This window comes from Mediterraneibacter sp. HA8405, assembly GCF_056148955.1.
Genome location: NZ_CM148758.1, coordinates 598,714 through 617,754, shown reverse-complemented (window position 1 = coordinate 617,754; position 19,041 = coordinate 598,714). Strand labels below are relative to the sequence as shown.

Sequence of the window (19,041 nt, the reverse complement as noted above, 5' to 3'; positions counted from 1 at the left end):
TGCATTCATTCTCTTCATCTCTGTTACATCCGCCATACTGCAGCCACCAGCTGCAGAATCTAAGACTACCTATTAAGTATAACACAATCCCCGCGCAAGATATACCCCAAAATTTACCCTTCCACTCAGGGAATCTCTGGGCTTTTCCTCTCATAGGACTTCACTCTGATCTCCCCTCTTTGACTTCTCTTTATCTCTGCTGATAAATCCTTCAATTTCACTCAGACAGCTTGCCAGATCCCTATTTTCAAACCGGATCCGTATCCCCGCCTCCTGAAGTTTTTCTTCCGAAAAATCTTCCTCGTCCGCCAGAAATCTCCGGCACAGCTCCGTATATCTGGGGTGCGCTTCCTTCCTCTCCCGTTCAATTGCGCGAAAAAGTCTTTCTCCGTCTTCTACCTGGATATACAAAGGCACAATCCTCTCCTCACCAAAATACGCTTTCAGCGCACGGTAAGATACCAGAGTACCTATCATCAGATAGTCATGTTCTTCCAGGTTTATCTGACCGTCATCTGCGGTAAAATATGTCCACACGCCGCATTTCGTATCATAGGACCGCACCTCTATAACCTGGCCTGCCTTCTCCATCTTCGCCAGCTGTTCCCGGTTTACAAAAAAATATTCTACGCCGTCTGTCTCTCCTTCTCTGATCGGACGTGTAGTATAGGGAACTACCATCCTGAGCTCCGGATTCTCCTCGGCCAAATGTTTATAAATCGTATCTTTCCCGGAAGAGCTTTTTCCCATAACATAATATATTTTACTCATTTGCCAATACCTCAATCATTCCCGTATGTTCCGTCCCTTCTATATCAAATCCCATCTCCTCATATCGCTCAATCTGAGTTACTGTCTGATCCGATATACGTTCCCCCGGTACGATCAATGGAATTCCCGGTGGATACAGGTAGGTATATTCCAATGAAATTCTTCCCTTTGCCTCTGCCCACCGTACTGGCTTGCTTCCTTCCGCCCGCTTCTGTTCTGCATCATACGCATTATATACCGTTTCATACGATACAGTGTTCTTCTCTAAAAACGGCATATCCTCTTCTGCCGTGGATTCAGAAATATCTGTAAAGTCTTTTTTATTTCTTTTCTGCAAGTCCAGTTTCCGGTCTATTTCAAATAAGGCCGTCAGAAGACGCTCTATTCCCTCCCTTGTATCAGCCGGTGATGTCATAAGGACTACATAGAAACCCGCGGCCATCTCAGCCTGAAGATGGTAATTCTCCGCCAGACACCTATACAGTTCCCGTCCGGTAAATGTGTTTCCTGAATCTGGAAGTACCGTGCCTTTGACAGAAATAACAATCTTTGACGGATCATATCGTTCCGTCCGCATCAGCTTCATATGCCGGAGTCCCTGAAGTCTTCTCCTTGCATCGTCAAGGAGAATCGTATATTCTGCAAATACTTTCTCTCCTCTATCGTTCAGCATCCGGATACACTCATCCATTCCTGCCATAAGCACGTACGAAGGGCTGCTGGACTGCAGCATATGAAGATATCTCCTTACCTTGTCTCTTTTAACGATACTCCCGTTCATATGTAGAAGCGCTGTCTGAGTAAGAGAAGGAAGTGTCTTATGCAGGCTGTGAACCACTATATCTGCTCCAAGCTGATTTCCATTCTCCGGAAAATACGGATGAAATCCCAGGTGTGCTCCATGTGCCTCATCAAGAATCAGCGGAATATTTTTTTTGTGCACTGCTTCAGCAATTTTCCTCACGTCTGACACCACACCGTCATATGTAGGTGAAGTCAGAACTGCCGCCCGAATATCCGGATATTCCGCCAAAATTAATTCAACCTGTTCTGCGGATATCTCTCCGTTCATATCAGTTCCAGGCACATATTCCGGATAAATATATACCGGATGCAGATCGTTAAGAAACACAGCATTATACACCGATTTGTGGCAGTTTCTTGCTATCAGAATCCTGTCTCCGCGCTCCGTGCAGCCCAGCAGCGCGCTCAACAGCCCTGTTGTACTGCCGTTAATAAGATAATGGGTCTCATCTGCATGAAAGGTCTCGGCTGCCCGTCCCTCAGCTTCTTTCAGTATACTTTTTGCATGATGCAGATCGTCAAACCCTTCAATCTCCGTAATATCAATCTCATACGGCAGATCTGCGTCTGTTATATTATTCCGTTTATGTCCCGGCATATGAAAGCCATAATAATCAGATGAAGCATACTTCATCAGCTTCTCATATAAGTATTCCATATCATAAACCTTTCTTTTTCCCTGATTTTTCTTATTTTATCACAGCCGCATGTATTTTACTACTCTATTGATCTACTGAACTCCTCATCCCCCCTATTACTTCTTTACCACAATTTTTTAGAAATCTTAACTTCTTTTTTATATAAACGACACATACTTCTCACATTTTCTGGTTATATTATAGGCAAATAAAGCAGTAATGCTTTTTTACAATATATTTCCTCTTTTCTCAGTCGGGTGCCCTTGCTTCCGGCTTTTTTTATTATATTTTTAATGAATAAAGCTTGAGCAGCAGAAAAAATATAAATCTTCTGTTTCTGAAATAAAAAACCGGGGAATCGCTTTCCCCGGAATCGTAATATTTACTGAGCGTGCGGGGATTCGAACCCCGGACAACTTGATTAAAAGTCAAGTGCTCTACCACCTGAGCTACACGCCCTTATTCAGTTTTGTTTTCTCCAGCTATTTTGTAATTTATTGCAGAGAAAAATGCCCAGAACCGGAATCGAACCAGTGACACGAGGATTTTCAGTCCTCTGCTCTACCAACTGAGCTATCTGGGCATTTGACACATCCGCATATATGCAGTGTGTAAGTTGCGGGAGCAGGATTTGAACCTGCGACCTTCGGGTTATGAGCCCGACGAGCTTCCAGACTGCTCCACCCCGCGATATTAAATTTTTGTCTTCTTTTTAAAAGACAAAAGCCGATGATCGGACTTGAACCGATAACCTGCTGATTACAAATCAGCTGCTCTGCCAATTGAGCCACATCGGCATATAAATGGATGGAGGTGGATTCGAACCACCGAAGCAACTTGCAACAGATTTACAGTCTGCCCCCTTTGGCCACTCGGGAACCCATCCATAAATTTTTTAAGTGGGGCCTACAGGGCTCGAACCTGTGACCCTCTGCTTGTAAGGCAGATGCTCTCCCAGCTGAGCTAAGACCCCACATACGACCCAGAAGAGACTCGAACTCTCGACCTCCGCCGTGACAGGGCGGCGCTCTAACCAACTGAGCCACTGGGCCATTTTCCAATTATTCAGGATATATATACCCTGAAAACTACATACAAAGAATCAATCCATCCATCTTCACCTATTCCCGCTTTGGTTATGCCCTCGACCGATTAGTAACAGTCAGCTCCATGCGTTACCGCACTTCCACCTCTGCCCTATCTACCTCGTCGTCTTCAAGGGGTCTTACTAACTTGTCGTTATGGGATATCTCATCTTGAGGGGGGCTTCACGCTTAGATGCCTTCAGCGTTTATCCCTTCCCGGCTTGGCTACTCTGCTATGCTCTTGGTAAAACAACAGATACACCAGCGGCCAGTCCATCCCGGTCCTCTCGTACTAAGGACAGCTCCTCTCAAATATCCTACGCCCACGCCGGATAGGGACCGAACTGTCTCACGACGTTCTGAACCCAGCTCGCGTACCGCTTTAATGGGCGAACAGCCCAACCCTTGGGACCGACTACAGCCCCAGGATGCGATGAGCCGACATCGAGGTGCCAAACCACTCCGTCGATGTGAACTCTTGGGAGTGATAAGCCTGTTATCCCCAGGGTAGCTTTTATCCGTTGAGCGATGGCAATCCCACTTTATACCACCGGATCACTAAGTCCTACTTTCGTACCTGCTCCACCCGTCGGTGTCGCAGTCAAGCTCCCTTCTGCCTTTGCACTCTGCGAATGGTTTCCAACCATTCTGAGGGAACCTTTGAGCGCCTCCGATACCCTTTCGGAGGCGACCGCCCCAGTCAAACTCCCCACCTGACATTGTCCCCCAGCCGGATCACGGCTGCTGGTTAGAAACCCAGTACTGCAAGGGTGGTATCCCAACATTGGCTCCATGGCAACTGGCGTCACCACTTCACAGCCTCCCACCTATCCTGTACATGCAATACCGAATCCCAGTATCAAGCTGGAGTAAAGCTCCATGGGGTCTTTCCGTCCTGGCGCAGGTAACCAGCATCTTCACTGGTATTTCAATTTCACCGGGTGCATTGTTGAGACAGTGCCCAAATCATTACGCCTTTCGTGCGGGTCGGAACTTACCCGACAAGGAATTTCGCTACCTTAGGACCGTTATAGTTACGGCCGCCGTTTACTGGGGCTTAAGTTCAAAGCTTCGCTTGCGCTAACCTCTCCCCTTAACCTTCCAGCACCGGGCAGGCGTCAGCCCATATACCTCACCTTTCGGTTTCGCATAGACCTGTGTTTTTGCTAAACAGTTGCTTGGGCCAATTCTCTGCGGCCTCTCTCGAGGCACTCCTTCTCCCGAAGTTACGGAGTCATTTTGCCGAGTTCCTTAACAATGCTTCTCCCGTCGGCCTTAGGATTCTCTCCTCATCCACCTGTGTCGGTTTACGGTACGGGTACCCTGCAAACAATAGCGGCTTTTCTTGGCAGTCAGCTCACGTGCTTCCCTACTTGTTTTCGGTCCGCGTCACGTCTTCGGATTGTGTACCGGATTTGCCTGATACACTCCTACCTCGCTTGCACCGGTCTTTCCATTCCCGGCTCACGCTCTCTGCCTGCGTCCCCACAGTTCTGTTACAGGATAGTACAGGAATTTCAACCTGTTATCCATCGACTACGCCTCTCGGCCTCGCCTTAGGTCCCGACTTACCCAGGGCAGATCAGCTTTACCCTGGAAACCTTAGATATTCGGCCGGAAGGATTCCCACCTTCCTCTCGCTACTCATTCCGGCATTCTCTCTTCTTAACCGTCCACGGCTCCTTCCGGTACCGCTTCGTCCAGTTAACAATGCTCCTCTACCGATTTACATTCGTAAATCCCTGAGCTTCGGCAGTGTGTTTCAGCCCCGGACATTTTCGGCGCAGGACCTCTCGACTAGTGAGCTATTACGCACTCTTTTAATGGATGGCTGCTTCTAAGCCAACATCCTAGTTGTCTTCGAAATCCCACATCCTTTTCCACTTAACACACATTTTGGGGCCTTAGCTGCAGGTCTGGGCTCTTTCCCTTTTGACCACCCAACTTATCTCGGATCGTCTGACTCCCATGCATCATCTACACGGCATTCGGAGTTTGATATCCCTTGGTAAGCTTTGACGCCCCCGCAGGAATTCAGTGCTCTACCTCCGTAAGATTAACATGAGGCTAGCCCTAAAGCTATTTCGAGGAGAACCAGCTATCTCCGGGTTCGATTGGAATTTCTCCCCTACCCACACCTCATCCCCACCCTTTTCAACGGATGTGGGTTCGGTCCTCCATTGCCTTTTACGGCAACTTCAACCTGGACATGGGTAGATCACCCGGTTTCGGGTCTGCTCCGACTGACTGTGGCCCTATTCAGACTTGGTTTCCCTTCGGCTCCGGACCTGAAGTCCTTAACCTCGCCAGCCAGCGCAACTCGCCGGACCGTTCTACAAAAAGTACGCGGTTCATCATATAAAGATGTTCCACAGCTTGTAAACATATGGTTTCAGGTTCTTTTTCACTCCCCTCCCGGGGTCCTTTTCACCTTTCCTTCACAGTACTATGCGCTATCGGTCACTAAGGAGTATTTAGCCTTACGGGGTGGTCCCCGCGTGTTCAGTCAAGGTTCCACGTGTCTCGACCTACTCTGGATACCGCCATGTCAACTCGCCTTTCGCTTACGGGGCTTTCACCCTCTCTGGCCGGCTTTCCCAAAACCGTTCTGCTAGGCTCATTGAATCAATTCCGCGGTCCGAACCCCAGGATGCACGCACCCTGGTTTGGGCTCTTCCGTTTTCGCTCGCCGCTACTCACAGAATCACATGTTGTTTTCTCTTCCTCCGGCTACTTAGATGTTTCAGTTCACCGGGTTCCCTTCCCTGAGTTATGGATTGGCTCAGGGACGACTGAGGTTTGCTCAGCCAGGTTTCCCCATTCGGATATCTCCGGATCGATGGGTATTTGCCCCTCCCCGAAGCTTTTCGCAGCTTATCACGTCCTTCATCGGCTCTTAGTGCCAAGGCATCCACCATACGCTCTTATCAGCATAACCAAACGATTCAGATCCACGGGAATGGATCTTCCTCTACACATGTATAGCGTTACACATGTTGGCAATAGGCCAATTTATTTTAAGTCTGTTTTCTTCAGACTGTATTGTTAATGTTGTTAAATAACATTACCTCGGATGTCTTGTATAAGATATATAAGATCTTATATCATTGATTTTCTCTGTATGCAGTTTTCAAGGTACATTATCTGGCTTCTTGCGAAGCCAAGTGGAGAATACGAGAGTCGAACTCGTGACCTCCTGCTTGCAAGGCAGGCGCTCTCCCAACTGAGCTAATCCCCCATATTTAGTTAATACCTTTTCAGCTAAACGGGCTTAAGTAGACCTTGCCTCTTTTAACTGTAAGGCTTACCCGTCTGGGTAAATGGGCTTAAGTGGACTCGAACCACCGACCTCACGCTTATCAGGCGTGCGCTCTAACCGGCTGAGCTATAAGCCCATTTAATTTGGCAGCCACCTACTCTCCCACACCGTCTCCAGTGCAGTACCATCGGCCGTCCAGGTCTTAACCATCGTGTTCGGGATGGGAACGGGTGTTGCCCCTGGACGCATCGCCACCAAAAAATCTTAGGTTATCTTGATAACCCAACAATAGACAACAGCTCTTTACTTCTTCTTCCGTTTTAGTTGGATTGCTCCGGACGGAAAAAGTTATTTCTTCCTTAGAAAGGAGGTGATCCAGCCGCACCTTCCGATACGGCTACCTTGTTACGACTTCACCCCAGTTATCGGTCCCACCTTCGGCAGCTCCCTCCTTTCGGTTGGGTCACTGACTTCGGGCGTTACCAACTCCCATGGTGTGACGGGCGGTGTGTACAAGACCCGGGAACGTATTCACCGCGACATTCTGATTCGCGATTACTAGCGATTCCAGCTTCATGTAGTCGAGTTGCAGACTACAATCCGAACTGAGACGTTATTTTTGAGATTTGCTCGGCCTCGCGGCTCTGCCTCCCTTTGTTTACGCCATTGTAGCACGTGTGTAGCCCTGCCCATAAGGGGCATGATGATTTGACGTCATCCCCACCTTCCTCCAGGTTATCCCTGGCAGTCTCTCCAGAGTGCCCGGCCTGGCCGCTGGCTACTGAAGATAAGGGTTGCGCTCGTTGCGGGACTTAACCCAACATCTCACGACACGAGCTGACGACAACCATGCACCACCTGTCTCGAATGTCCCGAAGGAAAGGTGACATTACTCACCGGTCATTCGGATGTCAAGGGCAGGTAAGGTTCTTCGCGTTGCTTCGAATTAAACCACATGCTCCACCGCTTGTGCGGGTCCCCGTCAATTCCTTTGAGTTTCATTCTTGCGAACGTACTCCCCAGGTGGACTACTTATTGCGTTTGCTGCGGCACCGACAGGCTTTGCCTGCCAACACCTAGTAGTCATCGTTTACGGCGTGGACTACCAGGGTATCTAATCCTGTTTGCTCCCCACGCTTTCGAGCCTCAACGTCAGTTACTGTCCAGTAAGCCGCCTTCGCCACTGGTGTTCCTCCTAATATCTACGCATTTCACCGCTACACTAGGAATTCCACTTACCTCTCCAGCACTCTAGATAAACAGTTTCCAAAGCAGTCCCGGGGTTGAGCCCCGGGCTTTCACTTCAGACTTGCCTATCCGTCTACGCTCCCTTTACACCCAGTAAATCCGGATAACGCTTGCACCATACGTATTACCGCGGCTGCTGGCACGTATTTAGCCGGTGCTTCTTAGTCAGGTACCGTCATTTTCTTCCCTGCTGATAGAGCTTTACATACCGAAATACTTCTTCGCTCACGCGGCGTCGCTGCATCAGGGTTTCCCCCATTGTGCAATATTCCCCACTGCTGCCTCCCGTAGGAGTTTGGGCCGTGTCTCAGTCCCAATGTGGCCGGTCACCCTCTCAGGTCGGCTACTGATCGTTGCCTTGGTGGGCCGTTACCTCACCAACTAGCTAATCAGACGCGGGTCCATCCCATACCACCGGAGTTTTTACCCCTGCACCATGCGGTGCTGTGGTCTTATGCGGTATTAGCAGTCATTTCTAACTGTTATCCCCCTGTATGGGGCAGGTTACCCACGCGTTACTCACCCGTCCGCCGCTCAGTCACAAAACTTATCCTTCCGAAGATCTCAAAGTAAAGCGCTTCGCTCGACTTGCATGTGTTAGGCACGCCGCCAGCGTTCATCCTGAGCCAGGATCAAACTCTCGTTAAAAATGTTTGTTCCAAGTTCAGAACTAACTACTAGCTAATTCTTCCCTTTTTACTGTTTGTTTGGCATTGAACACTTGATGAGGTCTTTCACGAATCTGGTGTGAAAGCCGTTCGACGGAGTCGAACCTCATTGTTCAATGACGTTCTTAGAAATTTTCTCTTCAAAGAAATTTTCAAGGGTTGTTGTCTATTGTTCAGTTATCAAGGTTCCTGTCATTCTTTTTCTGCGACAGCTTTGATATTCTATCAAATCCATTCCGCTTTGTCAAGAACTTTTTTATTTTTCTTTGTTTTTCGCTGTCCTTCATGAGTCAGCTTTGATATATTACCATTTTTGTAGCCATATGTCAACCACATTTTACAAGTTTTTTCATTTTTTTCTTGGTTTCCATTTCGCTACTACATATGGTAGTTTTACAAGATATTATCCACAATCTTACATTAAATATACAAAAACTACTGGGAATTTCTCCAGTAGTTTCCGGATAATATCAAACGGAGAAAGAGGGATTTGAACCCTCGCGCCGGTTTCCCGACCTACACCCTTAGCAGGGGCGCCTCTTCAGCCTCTTGAGTATTTCTCCTGATTCTGAACACCGCCGCAGAAATACTGCGGAACTATATTCTGTTCTACACGAATAGTGCGAAATTTATTATACAAAATAACCATTCTAATGTCAATGTATTTTTTTCTTTTTTTTATTTTTGTCGGCGCATTCTCTGCAGACCGGAAAAATGTATTGGCAGTACCGGAATATTTCTAAGTTTTCCCTTAAATATCCGGCCTGGCCATTTATACATTTGCATCAATTGTCTTCTGTATACGTTCCTGAACCAATGCAGCCAGCTCTGTAGTCTTCATATTTTTATACTCTTCATATAAAACAGGCTTCAGAAAATGAACCTGAACCGTTACAGGCTGGATGGTATTTGTATCAAATGGTTTAAAAGAATCAATCAGAGCGACCGGCACAACCGGACATTTTGCTTTCGTAGCAGCTTTAAAGCTTCCGCCTTTGAATGCGGCAATCTTATTTCCGTTCTTTGAGCGGGTTCCCTCTGCAAAAATAAGATAATTTCTTCCATTTGCAACTTCTTTAGACACATCAAGAATAACCCGCATAGCCTGACGCACATCATCTCTGTCAAGCATATACGCTTTCATGCAGGCGAAAACCTGTTTAAGGAAAGGAACATTTGCAACTTCTTTTTTTGCGACCACGGAAAACGGCCTGGGACATGCTTCAATTATCGCCAGCACGTCATAGAGCCCCTGATGATTCGGGAAAAACATAAAACCGTCCTTTGGCGGAATATTTTCTTTCCCATGAACATCTATATGGACATTCCCGCCACGGTTGGCATGCAGATCAATCCATTTAAGAAACATATACATATCTTCCTCTGAATATTTTTCTACATGAGAAGCTCTGTAGCACAGACGGAACCACGCAAAGGGCACCATGAAAATATTTCTCAATACCATCATCAATATCCGTCTCATAATGCCTCTTCTCCTCTTCCGCCGGATTTTAAGGCCGCCATTACAGCTCAACCTCAATCTTTCTGCCAGTACGATGATACTGCCGGTATTTCACTCCCGCAGAATCCATCATACGTTTGGATGCAATCACACCGGCTGTATCGGCGTATTTATCGCAGTCATAAATAACCTCCCTGATTCCGGACTGTATAATTGCTTTCGCGCATTCATTGCAGGGGAACAAAGAAACATAGAGTTTTGCTCCTGCAAGACTTCCGCCGCTATAATTAAGTATAGCATTTAACTCACTGTGCGTAGAATAAACATATTTTGTCGCGAGAGGATCGTCCCCTTCTCTTGCCCAGGGATATTCATCATCCGAACAGCCGATCGGGAAACCGTTATACCCCATAGATAAGATCTTATTGTCCTGACTGACAATGCAGCAGCCCACCTGTGTGTTCGGATCCTTCGAACGCATGCCGGAAAGCATTGCCACGCCCATGAAATATTCATCCCATGTTAAATAATCTTTTCTTTTGTCTGACATGATCTTCTCTCCTTTTTGAATTATTTTGTCCCGAAAATCCGGTCACCGGCATCGCCCAGACCAGGCACAATGTAGCCATGTTCATTCAGCTTTTCGTCCAGTGCTCCTATATAAAGATCTACGTCCGGATGCTCTTTCTGCATGCGCTCCACGCCCTCCGGCGCTGCAATGATGCAGAGAAATCGAATATTGTTTACACCTTTTTCTTTCAGCATTCGGATTGCAGCCGCGCTGGAGCCGCCCGTAGCCAGCATAGGATCTACAACAAACACTTCCCGTTCCTCACAGTCGGAAGGCAGTTTGCAGTAATATTCCACCGGTTCCAGCGTCTCCGGATCCCGGTACAAACCAATGTGACCGACTTTCGCAGCCGGTATAAGAGACAACATGCCGTCAACCATTCCGACTCCTGCACGAAGGATCGGCACAATAGCAGGTTTTCTGCCTGCCAGTTCTTTTCCTACCGTTTCAGCAATCGGGGTCTTAATTTTTACATTTTTCGTTTTCAGATCCCTGGTCGCCTCATAGCACATAAGCTGAGCGATTTCATTAATCACTTCCCGAAATTCTTTTGTCCCCACATCTTCTTTTCTGATATAGCTGATTTTATGGGCAATAAGCGGATGATCCATTACATGTATTTTTCCCATCGTTCTTCTCCTTCTGCAAACGAGTTCAGTTTTACGGCAAGTTTTTTCACCAGCCCTTCCAGTACTTCCAGGCACTCTCCATATGCCGTCAGAGGCTTGCCATATGGATTTGGTATCTCCGTCTCATCTTCTGTAAACTCATTCAGAGTATAAATGTTCCGTATATTTTCGTTCTCTGCTTTCAGTTTTAACTTCTGGCCGTGTTCCATCGTAAGTACCAGTGTATCATCCGGTATATTGCCGCCCTCAAACTGTTGGGAGAAATGACTCTCCATAGTCATCTTCGCACTTCGCATGACAGCTTCCGCCTTCTGATTTACCGGTTCCGGGAAAAGTACAACCATCCCCCGGGAATCTATTACATATTCCTGTTCAAGGTCCTGGTTTCTGAGAAGTTCTGCCGCGATAGGTCCTCTCGCCGAATCCGTGCCGCTTACAAATATAATCCGACGGTATTTCTGAAGCCTCACGATCTCCGCAGCCGTAATTTTCTGATGTCCGGCTGCTTTTTCCAGCCGGTTCATCACAGCCTGGCCTATTCCCTGCACGGCAAACGACTCGCTGTAAATCACTTCTACATCTTCCTGATCGAACTCACGAAGTACCCGATACAGATTTCTTGCTATTGTTTTTTCATTCTCCCTGGTGCCGGCATTTTTCACTATTCCATAATTATAGAAAGGAAGTGTTTCATTTGTAGCAATAATGCCAATCTTCTTTTTCCTTCGATGAGCAGCATACGCAAGCTGGCGGATAGCCAGAATTTCTTCCCTGATATCCCCTTCCACTATCATCAGCCGGGCTTTGGGAGCATAATGCCTGTACTTCATACCCGGTGCTTTGGGCCGCACGCCGCTTTCCGCTTTTAAAATTGTTCTGTCTATATCCACCGGTCCGATTACTTCGGCAAACATCTCAGCCGTAACAGCGCCCGGTCTCAGAATCATCGGCGGCGAAACCGTCATATCCAGGATCGTAGACTCCACGCCAATATCCACAGCCCCGCCATCAATAATCATATCTATTTTTCCGTTCAAATCATGAACAACATGCTCCGCAGTGGTAGGACTGGGTCTGCCTGATGTGTTTGCACTGGGGGCAGATACAAAGCCGCCGGCCGCTCTGATCAGCGCAATCGCAATCGGGTCAGACGGCATTCTGACTGCGACTGTCTCCAGGCCGCCTGTCGTTCCGTAGGGCACTATATTGCTCTTCCAGAATATCATCGTCAGCGGACCGGGCCAGAAATGTGCGGCAAGCGCATCTGTCTCAGGGGGAATATTTACGGCAATCCGGCGCAGATCCTCATAATCAGCAATATGAACTATAAGCGGGTTATCTGACGGGCGTCCTTTCGCGTCATAGGTCTTTTTTGCCGCTTTTTCTTCCAGCGCGTTTGCGCCCAGCCCATACACTGTTTCAGTTGGAAATGCCACCAGTCCGCCGTCCCTTAAAATACTGCCGGCTGTCTGTATAACATCTTCATCTATATTATATTTATCTGTTTTTCTAACTATTGTTTCCATAAATTTCATTATATCATTATTTCATATAAAAAAAAACTGTTTTATCATCTGAGTTTCTCTGTCCGCACCGGTCTGCAGCCCCTCAGCTGCCTGAATTTCCGATATAATTCACTATTCCTTCTCTCACTACATCCGCCATTGTCTGCTGATATTCTTCATCTGCGAGTTTTTCCGCCTCCTCATAATTGCTCAAAAAGCCGCATTCCACAATTATGACAGGAACTTCCGTTTTTTTCAGAATATAATAAGATCGGTTTGCCTTTGCCTCCTTGCCATTGCCCTCCAAATTCTCATTTAACGCATTTTGCATAATTTCCCCTGCTTTTTTCCCTTTCGCGGAATCACTGTAATAAAAAACCTGCGCGCCTCTCACGCTCTCATCATGATAACTGTTCTGATGTATACTTACAGCCAGCACCGGCTGCTCTTCATTCATTATTCTGACTCGCTCCTTTAAATCTTCGACCTGGGTTTCCGCCAGTCTGCAGTCCTCTGCCCTTGTCATAATAACCGATATTTTTTCTTTCTCAAGTAACTTTTTAATATATAAAGCAATATTAAGATTTATATCTTTTTCCTTCGCACCATTAATTCCCGTTTTTCCCGCATCAATTCCGCCATGCCCCGGGTCCAGAAGCACCAGAGGTGGCGCAGTTTCCCCGGATACCTCTCTGCTCTTTTGTATCTTGCTCCGCAATACTCCGCCTGCATTCAGGCAGAACACAATCAGACAGATAAGCAGAACGGCAGCCACTACATATTTTCCTTTTTCTTTCAAATAAAACAGCCTCCTTCCATATAACAAGTATATGTAGAAGAAGGCTGTCTCTTTCTCTGTCTTTTGTTTCCAGACGCTTTTTAGTTAATATATCGGAGAATGACATCCCACGCCTCGGGAGCTTCCATTCCAAGGCTCCATTCGGCCACACCTGCCAGCTCATTTTGCCGGATCACCTTAAGTTTTTCCTCCAGCGACTGTACATCCTCCAGCCAGATTTTGTACGTACCGCCATCGGCATCCCACTGGGCATAGTTCTGCTTTACATTGTCATCCCATTCTGCCTGCACACCGGCGTTTTCCACCACTGCTGCCGCGTCGCCCATGCCATATGCCTGACTTGTAACCTTATTCGGATACGAAGCAGCTTCTGTCCCGGCCTCCTGGGCAAGTTCCTCTTCTGTCTTCGGCGTCTCAAACCACAATCTTGTGAAAAACGGAACTCCTGCGATCAGTTTTTCTGCTGAAACCGAATTGAGAGCATCTGTAATTCCGTTTTCCAGGTAACCGATGGATGCCACCGGGCCGGCCGTATAAGAACCATCCGTATGCTCGTCATAGCCCATGATTATTACATAATCGGCTACTTTCCCCTGCTCTCCAATATCGTAATGAGAATTATATGGCTGCGGCACATAATTATCTACCGACAATACCAGATTGTTTTCCCTGCATCTGACAGACAATTCACGAACAAACTGAATATAATGCTCTCCGCATTCTGTCGATACCAGTTCAAAATCCAGATTGATGCCATTTATTTTATTCCGGACCGCCTCCGCAATTACCTGATCGATTATCTTTGCACGTTTGGATGTATAACTCAGCACTTCATACGTTTCATCATATGAATTGATTCCGCCGTGAAAGTCTCTGAGAACCGCCCATACTTCCAGACCTGACTGGTGAGCATAATTTACATAATCCGGATCGGCCAGCGATGTTATATTCCCTTCCGTATCTGCAAGGCTGAACCAGGTGGGTGCAATTGTAGTCAGCCCTTTTGTCTGTGAAAGCGTCTCTGTGATATATCCGTTAGCATCCGAATTGGTCACATTATGCCACGCCATATTTATCGTATAATCTTTTGAAATATTTGTATAAACCGGTTCTTCAAATTCACGGGAGATCTCCTCCTCCTTTATATCGCCAAGCGTCCTCGTCTTAACGTATCCGACAAATCCGTCGCTTGTGGCTACTTTCATCCAGTTATTTTCATCTTCCAGCACGGTTACTTTATCGGACGCTTTTACTTCCGTAAGAATCGGGCTCTTTACGCCGCCCAGACGACGGACCTCCGTATCCCGTTTTAATTCAGACGACTGGATCGTCCCCCACTCAGAAGTAATTACAGCACGGGCAGGATCTTCATAGACAGAGTACTCCATATTCGTATACTTCTGAATAAACGGAAGTGCTATATACGCAATTGTGCCTTCTGTTTTCAGAATAATATAGTCCTCGCTTTTGGCTTCTGTAATATCTGTATACGTACTGCTTCCGGCCTCCGCCGAAACATTGCCCGACGGCAGGGTATACAGCAGGACATTTTCATTAGGATCCCAGTAAAACCGTTTATTAATCTGATCCCGTACAACAGAATATTCAATATAATATTGCCCGTCATATATTTTCCCAGGCGCAGGGGATGTCTCCTGTTCGCTTTGTTCAGCAGCTTCTTCCCTGCGTACCACTTCATTATTAATTACAACAGCCAGATCATTTTCCTCTTCCAGCCCATAATAACTCTTCAAATCGGCCTTCTCATTTGATGAACCGTACCTCTGCCAGATCAGAAAACCGCCTGCTGCTGCAGCAACAACAATCAGGACAATAAAAATAGTCCAGCGAATGATTGTATTACGCCTTCTGCGCCTCGCACGGCTGCTCTTCTTCCTCGGACCGGACTCATACATAGTATTTGCCGGCCTCCGGGCATTTCTGTCAGGGCGCCTTCTCCGTGTACTGCCTGAGGGCACCGCACGCTTTGAACCCGCTCTCTTTCTTTCTCTTTTGTCCATGCCGCACCTCCTATCAGGAATCATTATAACAACATTTTCATTATACGTCATTAATAATTTACCTGCTCCGGAGCTTTTTAAACCTTATACATCATAATTATACACACATATTTTCGTCCGACAGTTAAGGGGTATTCTCTGTCTGTCCAAATTCATTACAGTCTGCATGTATATCTGTAAAGGCCAGAGACTCTATATTCCCTTCCATATCCATAACATAATCGCGCATATAGGCGCCCTCTTCTCTGGTCATATATGCTGTTACAATCTGGAGCGGGCTGGCCTGATATCCGTCAATTGTAATATCAATCCCCTTGTTCTCATAATTTTCCAGTTCAGCATATAATTCTCTGTAAAGCGTTTCTTCCGTCTTCATCTTCGTATACTCCTTTCTCTGCAGACACCCTGATAAACACTATTTCCCGCCAATATTTCCCATATGGAAGCACGTGTGACATACTCATGGATTTTTCAACGGAACAAAAGACAGCATCATCCGCAGAGTCTATGTTTTCTTTCCGGCCCATTTCCGGGCACAACATCTCATTTCTAACGCAGAATTAAATTTCTCCTCCTTTCGTATAACATCCGTTCATCAAGCAATACTATCTTCTGTAAGTGCCATTATAGGTACGCTTCTATGGCGGCGCAATGTGTTTTTTGTTTGTAAGTGCATGGGATTTGTTGATAACTCAGAAGCCTGTATACAGACGCCGTTATACTGTATATCAGGCAAAGTACATCACAAATAACCCAGCAGATGATTATTCACTATATTCACATGAAAATGCTGCCAGTATATTCTTCTTTACATATTTTCATTTTTTGTTTATACTATGGTAGAAAAGATATATCCTGCCGAACATTCACTGAACGGCATGCATATTATCTTATAAAGATAAGGATGTGATCATATGAAAATTGAAAAGCTGAATGAAAATCAGATTCGTTGTACGTTGACACATGCTGATCTGGCAGCCCGCCATTTAAAATTAAGCGAGCTGGCTTATGGTACCGAGAAAGCAAAATCATTGTTTCGTGACATGATGCAGCAGGCATCCTTTGACTTTGGTTTTGAGGCAGAGAATATCCCCCTGATGATTGAAGCAATTCCTTCATCCTCGGATTCAATTGTCCTTATTATCACTAAAGTAGAGGATCCGGAAGAACTGGATACACGTTTTTCGAAATTTACACCCATCGGTGATACAGATACAGTGAACACAGAAACCCTGGAAAAGCTTCAGGGAGCGGATGAGCTTCTCAATCTGTTAAATAAAGTAAAGGAAGCGGCCGCAGGCGTATCGGTTCCGGAAGAAACCACTTCAGCAGAGAACGCCCCCTTCTCCATCCGTCTCTTCTCTTTCGAGACGCTGGACGGCGCAATCAGGGCCTCCCGCCTTCTTGCTCCGGGATACCACGGAGCCAATACACTGTATAAAGACCGTGACAGCGGCATGTTTATTCTGGCTCTTGCACCGTCAGACCACTCTGCGGGCGAGTTTAACAGAACGTGCAATATGCTGGCCGAATATGGCTCACCTGAAAAAGCTTCGCCGGCGGTTCTTGCTTTTCTTGAGGAACATTGCGAAACAGTCATTTCAGCAAACGCCGTACAGAGATTAGCCGGACTTTAAAATATGACAATTTTTAATTCCGTACAAAAAGCAGCAGGATTCTGATGAATTCTGCTGCTTTTTATGCTTACTTTTTGTTGGTTTATTTTGCTGCAGCGTTCATTGCCGCATTGATCTTTTCAACCAGAAGAGTGCTGTCAATTCCATGTACCATAGCTGCTTCTTCAAGAGTCTCCATCTGAGATGCCGGGCAGCCCAGGCAATGCATACCAATCTCCATCAGTATAGGCGCGCTCTCCGGAAAAATATTCAGCAGTTCGCCGATTTTTGTATCTTTAGAAATCTGTGCCATTTCTGTTTTCCTCCTTTTAAATTGTAAAATATCATCCAATGGCTTTTATTATAAGCCCTGTCTGTTAAATTATCAACTACCTTTTCTCCTTTTATCTACAGGGCAGCACATCTGCATAGTCCTGCCGTATTTTCACTTCAGCCGTTATGTCTGTCTGAATTTTCTGATAAATATTCTTCCCATTTTTCTTTCTTTTGAATACTCAAAAGTCAAGAATTTTGTCAGGTTTTTTCGACAAAATCTTATTTTCATCACAACTCACCAAAACGTCCGTTCTTTTTTCCAGCAGAAGTAATTCACCAAAAACACATGTTTTGATGTGGATAATGTGGATAACTCAGGTGAAAGGTACGGTTTTTTCACGTTTTTTTTGATTTTTGATGTGGATAAGTTGAAAACTTCACATTTCTCTCTCTCGACTCAATTTTACAATTTAGAACAAATTTGTGCATTTTGCTTATTTATCCAAAAAAGAAAATCCTGCGCTTTTTCTGAAGTACAGGATTTTCTTTATCTTTTTCAAACGAATCTAAAGCACACGTCTGACAGCTATAATCTGCATATATGTGGCATCACATATACCAATTCCTTTTTCCTCATTCATGGCATTGACAATATTTCCATCACCCATATAAAGTCCTACATGTCCGTCATACAGAATCAGATCGCCCGGAAGGGCGTCTTCATAACTGACAGCATATCCCGAATGCTCCATGTCATAAGTTGTCCTTGGAAGGCTGACGCCAAAATGTGCATATACCGACTGAACGAAACCGGAACAGTCTGCTCCGTCTGTAAGACTTGTCCCGCCCCATACATAAGGATTCCCGATAAACTGACATGCATAGTCAATCACTGCCTGTCCATCGGCTGCAGCCTGTTCCGCTTCCTCCCGGGCCTTTTCTTCCGCAATCCGCTCTTCCTCTTCTTCTTTTGTCTCCCCGTAAGAATAAGAAGTTTCCGCCGTAATATACTCTCCGCATACCCAGCCGTCAAGCTCTCCGATTTTAACCGGATACCAGCCGTCCACAGCCTCCCCGGTTATCACATATTCCTCGCCCTGTTCTACCTGAGTCAGTATGGTATATTCTGTCCCCTGCCCGTCCCTGACATTAAGCACAGAAGCTGTAACCGTCGCTTTATCTGTCTGATAGTCTTCTGCACTGGAGCGCGCTTCTGCGCCGGTAATCAGCGCATCTGCCGGAACATAACCCTCTGCCGAGCCTGATCGGATTTTCGTCCAGCCGTCCAGATATTCCAGCACTTCTGCCGCCGAGTCACTGTAGAGTTTCCCGACCCAGTCGCTTTCTTCATCTGGCGCGCTTCTGATATAGGTAAAATCATCTGTATCAGAAAACGCCATATTCAAATACTCTCCCTCTCCTGATGGCACCAGATAGAGATTGATATTATCTTTTACATCTGTCTCATAACATTTTTCCAGCACCGATTCAATTCCAGCAACCTGTACAAACGACTGCTTCTCTTCTGCTTTCTCCGCAGCCGAAGCATTGATTGCTCTCCCCGGAATCATAATCATTCCTGTCATTACAGAAATGATTATCCTTTTTCTGATGTGTGTTTTTTCCATTTATATAACCTCCTTGCAGTTCTGTCTTTATCTTTTGTAGGAAGCTATAAATGTTACACAT

Annotated in this window: 12 protein-coding genes, 10 tRNA genes and 3 rRNA genes; 1 reads left to right on the top strand and 24 read right to left on the bottom strand. The window is 46.2% G+C overall.

All coding sequences use genetic code 11. The features are described from left to right. Positions 1-150: 150 nt before the first annotated feature. The 22 genes from AC0QUU_RS02950 to AC0QUU_RS02845 form a co-directional block, all read right to left on the bottom strand. Complete coding sequence (locus AC0QUU_RS02950; protein ID WP_474544509.1) at positions 151-771, bottom strand: guanylate kinase; 621 nt, start codon at positions 769-771, stop codon at positions 151-153. After that, on the bottom strand, positions 764-2,233 hold the full coding sequence (locus AC0QUU_RS02945; protein WP_474544508.1) for an aminotransferase class I/II-fold pyridoxal phosphate-dependent enzyme: 1,470 nt from the start codon (positions 2,231-2,233) through the stop codon (positions 764-766). Before AC0QUU_RS02945 ends, AC0QUU_RS02950 begins: the two co-directional genes overlap by 8 nt. Before the next feature lie 366 nt (positions 2,234-2,599). Continuing rightward, positions 2,600-2,672 (bottom strand) — tRNA-Lys (locus AC0QUU_RS02940). Positions 2,673-2,723: 51 nt separating this feature from the next. After that, positions 2,724-2,796 (bottom strand) — tRNA-Phe (locus AC0QUU_RS02935). 33 nt (positions 2,797-2,829) lie between these two features. Next, positions 2,830-2,903: transfer RNA gene (locus AC0QUU_RS02930), tRNA-Met, on the bottom strand. Positions 2,904-2,937: 34 nt separating this feature from the next. Then, a tRNA-Thr gene (locus tag AC0QUU_RS02925) sits at positions 2,938-3,010 on the bottom strand. A gap of 7 nt (positions 3,011-3,017) precedes the next feature. After that, positions 3,018-3,099 (bottom strand) — tRNA-Tyr (locus tag AC0QUU_RS02920). A 14-nt stretch (positions 3,100-3,113) separates the two neighbouring features. Beyond that, positions 3,114-3,186: transfer RNA gene (locus AC0QUU_RS02915), tRNA-Val, on the bottom strand. A 5-nt stretch (positions 3,187-3,191) separates the two neighbouring features. After that, positions 3,192-3,265, bottom strand: a tRNA-Asp gene (locus AC0QUU_RS02910). A gap of 80 nt (positions 3,266-3,345) precedes the next feature. Beyond that, positions 3,346-6,236, bottom strand: a 23S ribosomal RNA gene (locus tag AC0QUU_RS02905). 227 nt (positions 6,237-6,463) lie between these two features. Then, positions 6,464-6,536: transfer RNA gene (locus AC0QUU_RS02900), tRNA-Ala, on the bottom strand. 83 nt (positions 6,537-6,619) lie between these two features. Then, positions 6,620-6,693: transfer RNA gene (locus tag AC0QUU_RS02895), tRNA-Ile, on the bottom strand. Positions 6,694-6,698: 5 nt separating this feature from the next. Then, positions 6,699-6,816 (bottom strand): 5S ribosomal RNA (gene rrf / locus AC0QUU_RS02890). Positions 6,817-6,920: 104 nt separating this feature from the next. Beyond that, positions 6,921-8,453 (bottom strand): 16S ribosomal RNA (locus AC0QUU_RS02885). Together the 16S, 23S and 5S rRNA genes with 10 tRNA genes alongside form the textbook arrangement of a ribosomal RNA operon. Before the next feature lie 495 nt (positions 8,454-8,948). Beyond that, a tRNA-Ser gene (locus AC0QUU_RS02880) sits at positions 8,949-9,036 on the bottom strand. A 209-nt stretch (positions 9,037-9,245) separates the two neighbouring features. After that, entirely contained in the window at positions 9,246-9,956 is a 711-nt protein-coding gene (locus AC0QUU_RS02875; RefSeq protein WP_474544507.1) for a lysophospholipid acyltransferase family protein, read from the bottom strand. A gap of 40 nt (positions 9,957-9,996) precedes the next feature. Continuing rightward, the gene (locus AC0QUU_RS02870) at positions 9,997-10,485 is read right to left on the bottom strand and encodes a deoxycytidylate deaminase (protein ID WP_474544506.1); all 489 of its coding nucleotides are present in this window, start codon (positions 10,483-10,485) and stop codon (positions 9,997-9,999) included. A 20-nt stretch (positions 10,486-10,505) separates the two neighbouring features. Next, complete coding sequence (gene upp / locus AC0QUU_RS02865; RefSeq protein ID WP_474544505.1) at positions 10,506-11,135, bottom strand: uracil phosphoribosyltransferase; 630 nt, start codon at positions 11,133-11,135, stop codon at positions 10,506-10,508. Further along, positions 11,117-12,661, bottom strand: coding sequence for an L-threonylcarbamoyladenylate synthase (locus tag AC0QUU_RS02860; RefSeq protein ID WP_474544504.1), 1,545 nt, complete (start codon positions 12,659-12,661; stop codon positions 11,117-11,119). Before AC0QUU_RS02860 ends, upp begins: the two co-directional genes overlap by 19 nt. An 82-nt stretch (positions 12,662-12,743) precedes the next feature. Continuing rightward, on the bottom strand, positions 12,744-13,439 hold the full coding sequence (locus tag AC0QUU_RS02855) for an N-acetylmuramoyl-L-alanine amidase (RefSeq protein ID WP_474544503.1): 696 nt from the start codon (positions 13,437-13,439) through the stop codon (positions 12,744-12,746). Between the two features lie 80 nt (positions 13,440-13,519). After that, the gene (locus AC0QUU_RS02850) at positions 13,520-15,460 is read right to left on the bottom strand and encodes a glycosyl hydrolase family 18 protein (protein WP_474544502.1); all 1,941 of its coding nucleotides are present in this window, start codon (positions 15,458-15,460) and stop codon (positions 13,520-13,522) included. Positions 15,461-15,584: 124 nt separating this feature from the next. Further along, the gene (locus tag AC0QUU_RS02845) at positions 15,585-15,836 is read right to left on the bottom strand and encodes a hypothetical protein (protein WP_474544501.1); all 252 of its coding nucleotides are present in this window, start codon (positions 15,834-15,836) and stop codon (positions 15,585-15,587) included. 538 nt (positions 15,837-16,374) lie between these two features. Here AC0QUU_RS02845 and AC0QUU_RS02840 point away from each other — a divergent pair. Then, positions 16,375-17,097: an adaptor protein MecA gene (locus AC0QUU_RS02840; RefSeq protein ID WP_474544500.1), complete on the top strand. Its 723-nt coding sequence runs from the start codon at positions 16,375-16,377 to the stop codon at positions 17,095-17,097. Positions 17,098-17,179: 82 nt separating this feature from the next. Here the strand turns inward: AC0QUU_RS02840 and AC0QUU_RS02835 are convergent, their stop codons facing one another. Together AC0QUU_RS02835 and AC0QUU_RS02830 are read right to left on the bottom strand one after the other, a co-directional pair. After that, on the bottom strand, positions 17,180-17,389 hold the full coding sequence (locus tag AC0QUU_RS02835; RefSeq protein WP_474544499.1) for a DUF1858 domain-containing protein: 210 nt from the start codon (positions 17,387-17,389) through the stop codon (positions 17,180-17,182). A gap of 529 nt (positions 17,390-17,918) precedes the next feature. Then, positions 17,919-18,980 carry a C40 family peptidase gene (locus AC0QUU_RS02830; RefSeq protein ID WP_474544498.1) on the bottom strand — a complete coding sequence of 354 codons (1,062 nt, stop codon included), beginning with the start codon at positions 18,978-18,980 and terminating at the stop codon, positions 17,919-17,921. Positions 18,981-19,041 lie beyond the last annotated feature (61 nt).

What these genes read in the sequence shown, in the direction of transcription:
- AC0QUU_RS02950 (WP_474544509.1), bottom strand. Translation starts at nt 771, where the DNA reads ATGAGTAAAATATATTATGTTATGGGAAAAAGCTCTTCCGGGAAAGAT.
- AC0QUU_RS02945 (WP_474544508.1), bottom strand. Translation starts at nt 2,233, where the DNA reads ATGGAATACTTATATGAGAAGCTGATGAAGTATGCTTCATCTGATTAT.
- AC0QUU_RS02875 (WP_474544507.1), bottom strand. Translation starts at nt 9,956, where the DNA reads ATGAGACGGATATTGATGATGGTATTGAGAAATATTTTCATGGTGCCC.
- AC0QUU_RS02870 (WP_474544506.1), bottom strand. Translation starts at nt 10,485, where the DNA reads ATGTCAGACAAAAGAAAAGATTATTTAACATGGGATGAATATTTCATG.
- upp (WP_474544505.1), bottom strand. Translation starts at nt 11,135, where the DNA reads ATGGGAAAAATACATGTAATGGATCATCCGCTTATTGCCCATAAAATC.
- AC0QUU_RS02860 (WP_474544504.1), bottom strand. Translation starts at nt 12,661, where the DNA reads ATGGAAACAATAGTTAGAAAAACAGATAAATATAATATAGATGAAGAT.
- AC0QUU_RS02850 (WP_474544502.1), bottom strand. Translation starts at nt 15,460, where the DNA reads ATGGACAAAAGAGAAAGAAAGAGAGCGGGTTCAAAGCGTGCGGTGCCC.
- AC0QUU_RS02845 (WP_474544501.1), bottom strand. Translation starts at nt 15,836, where the DNA reads ATGAAGACGGAAGAAACGCTTTACAGAGAATTATATGCTGAACTGGAA.
- AC0QUU_RS02840 (WP_474544500.1), top strand. Translation starts at nt 16,375, where the DNA reads ATGAAAATTGAAAAGCTGAATGAAAATCAGATTCGTTGTACGTTGACA.
- AC0QUU_RS02835 (WP_474544499.1), bottom strand. Translation starts at nt 17,389, where the DNA reads ATGGCACAGATTTCTAAAGATACAAAAATCGGCGAACTGCTGAATATT.
- AC0QUU_RS02830 (WP_474544498.1), bottom strand. Translation starts at nt 18,980, where the DNA reads ATGGAAAAAACACACATCAGAAAAAGGATAATCATTTCTGTAATGACA.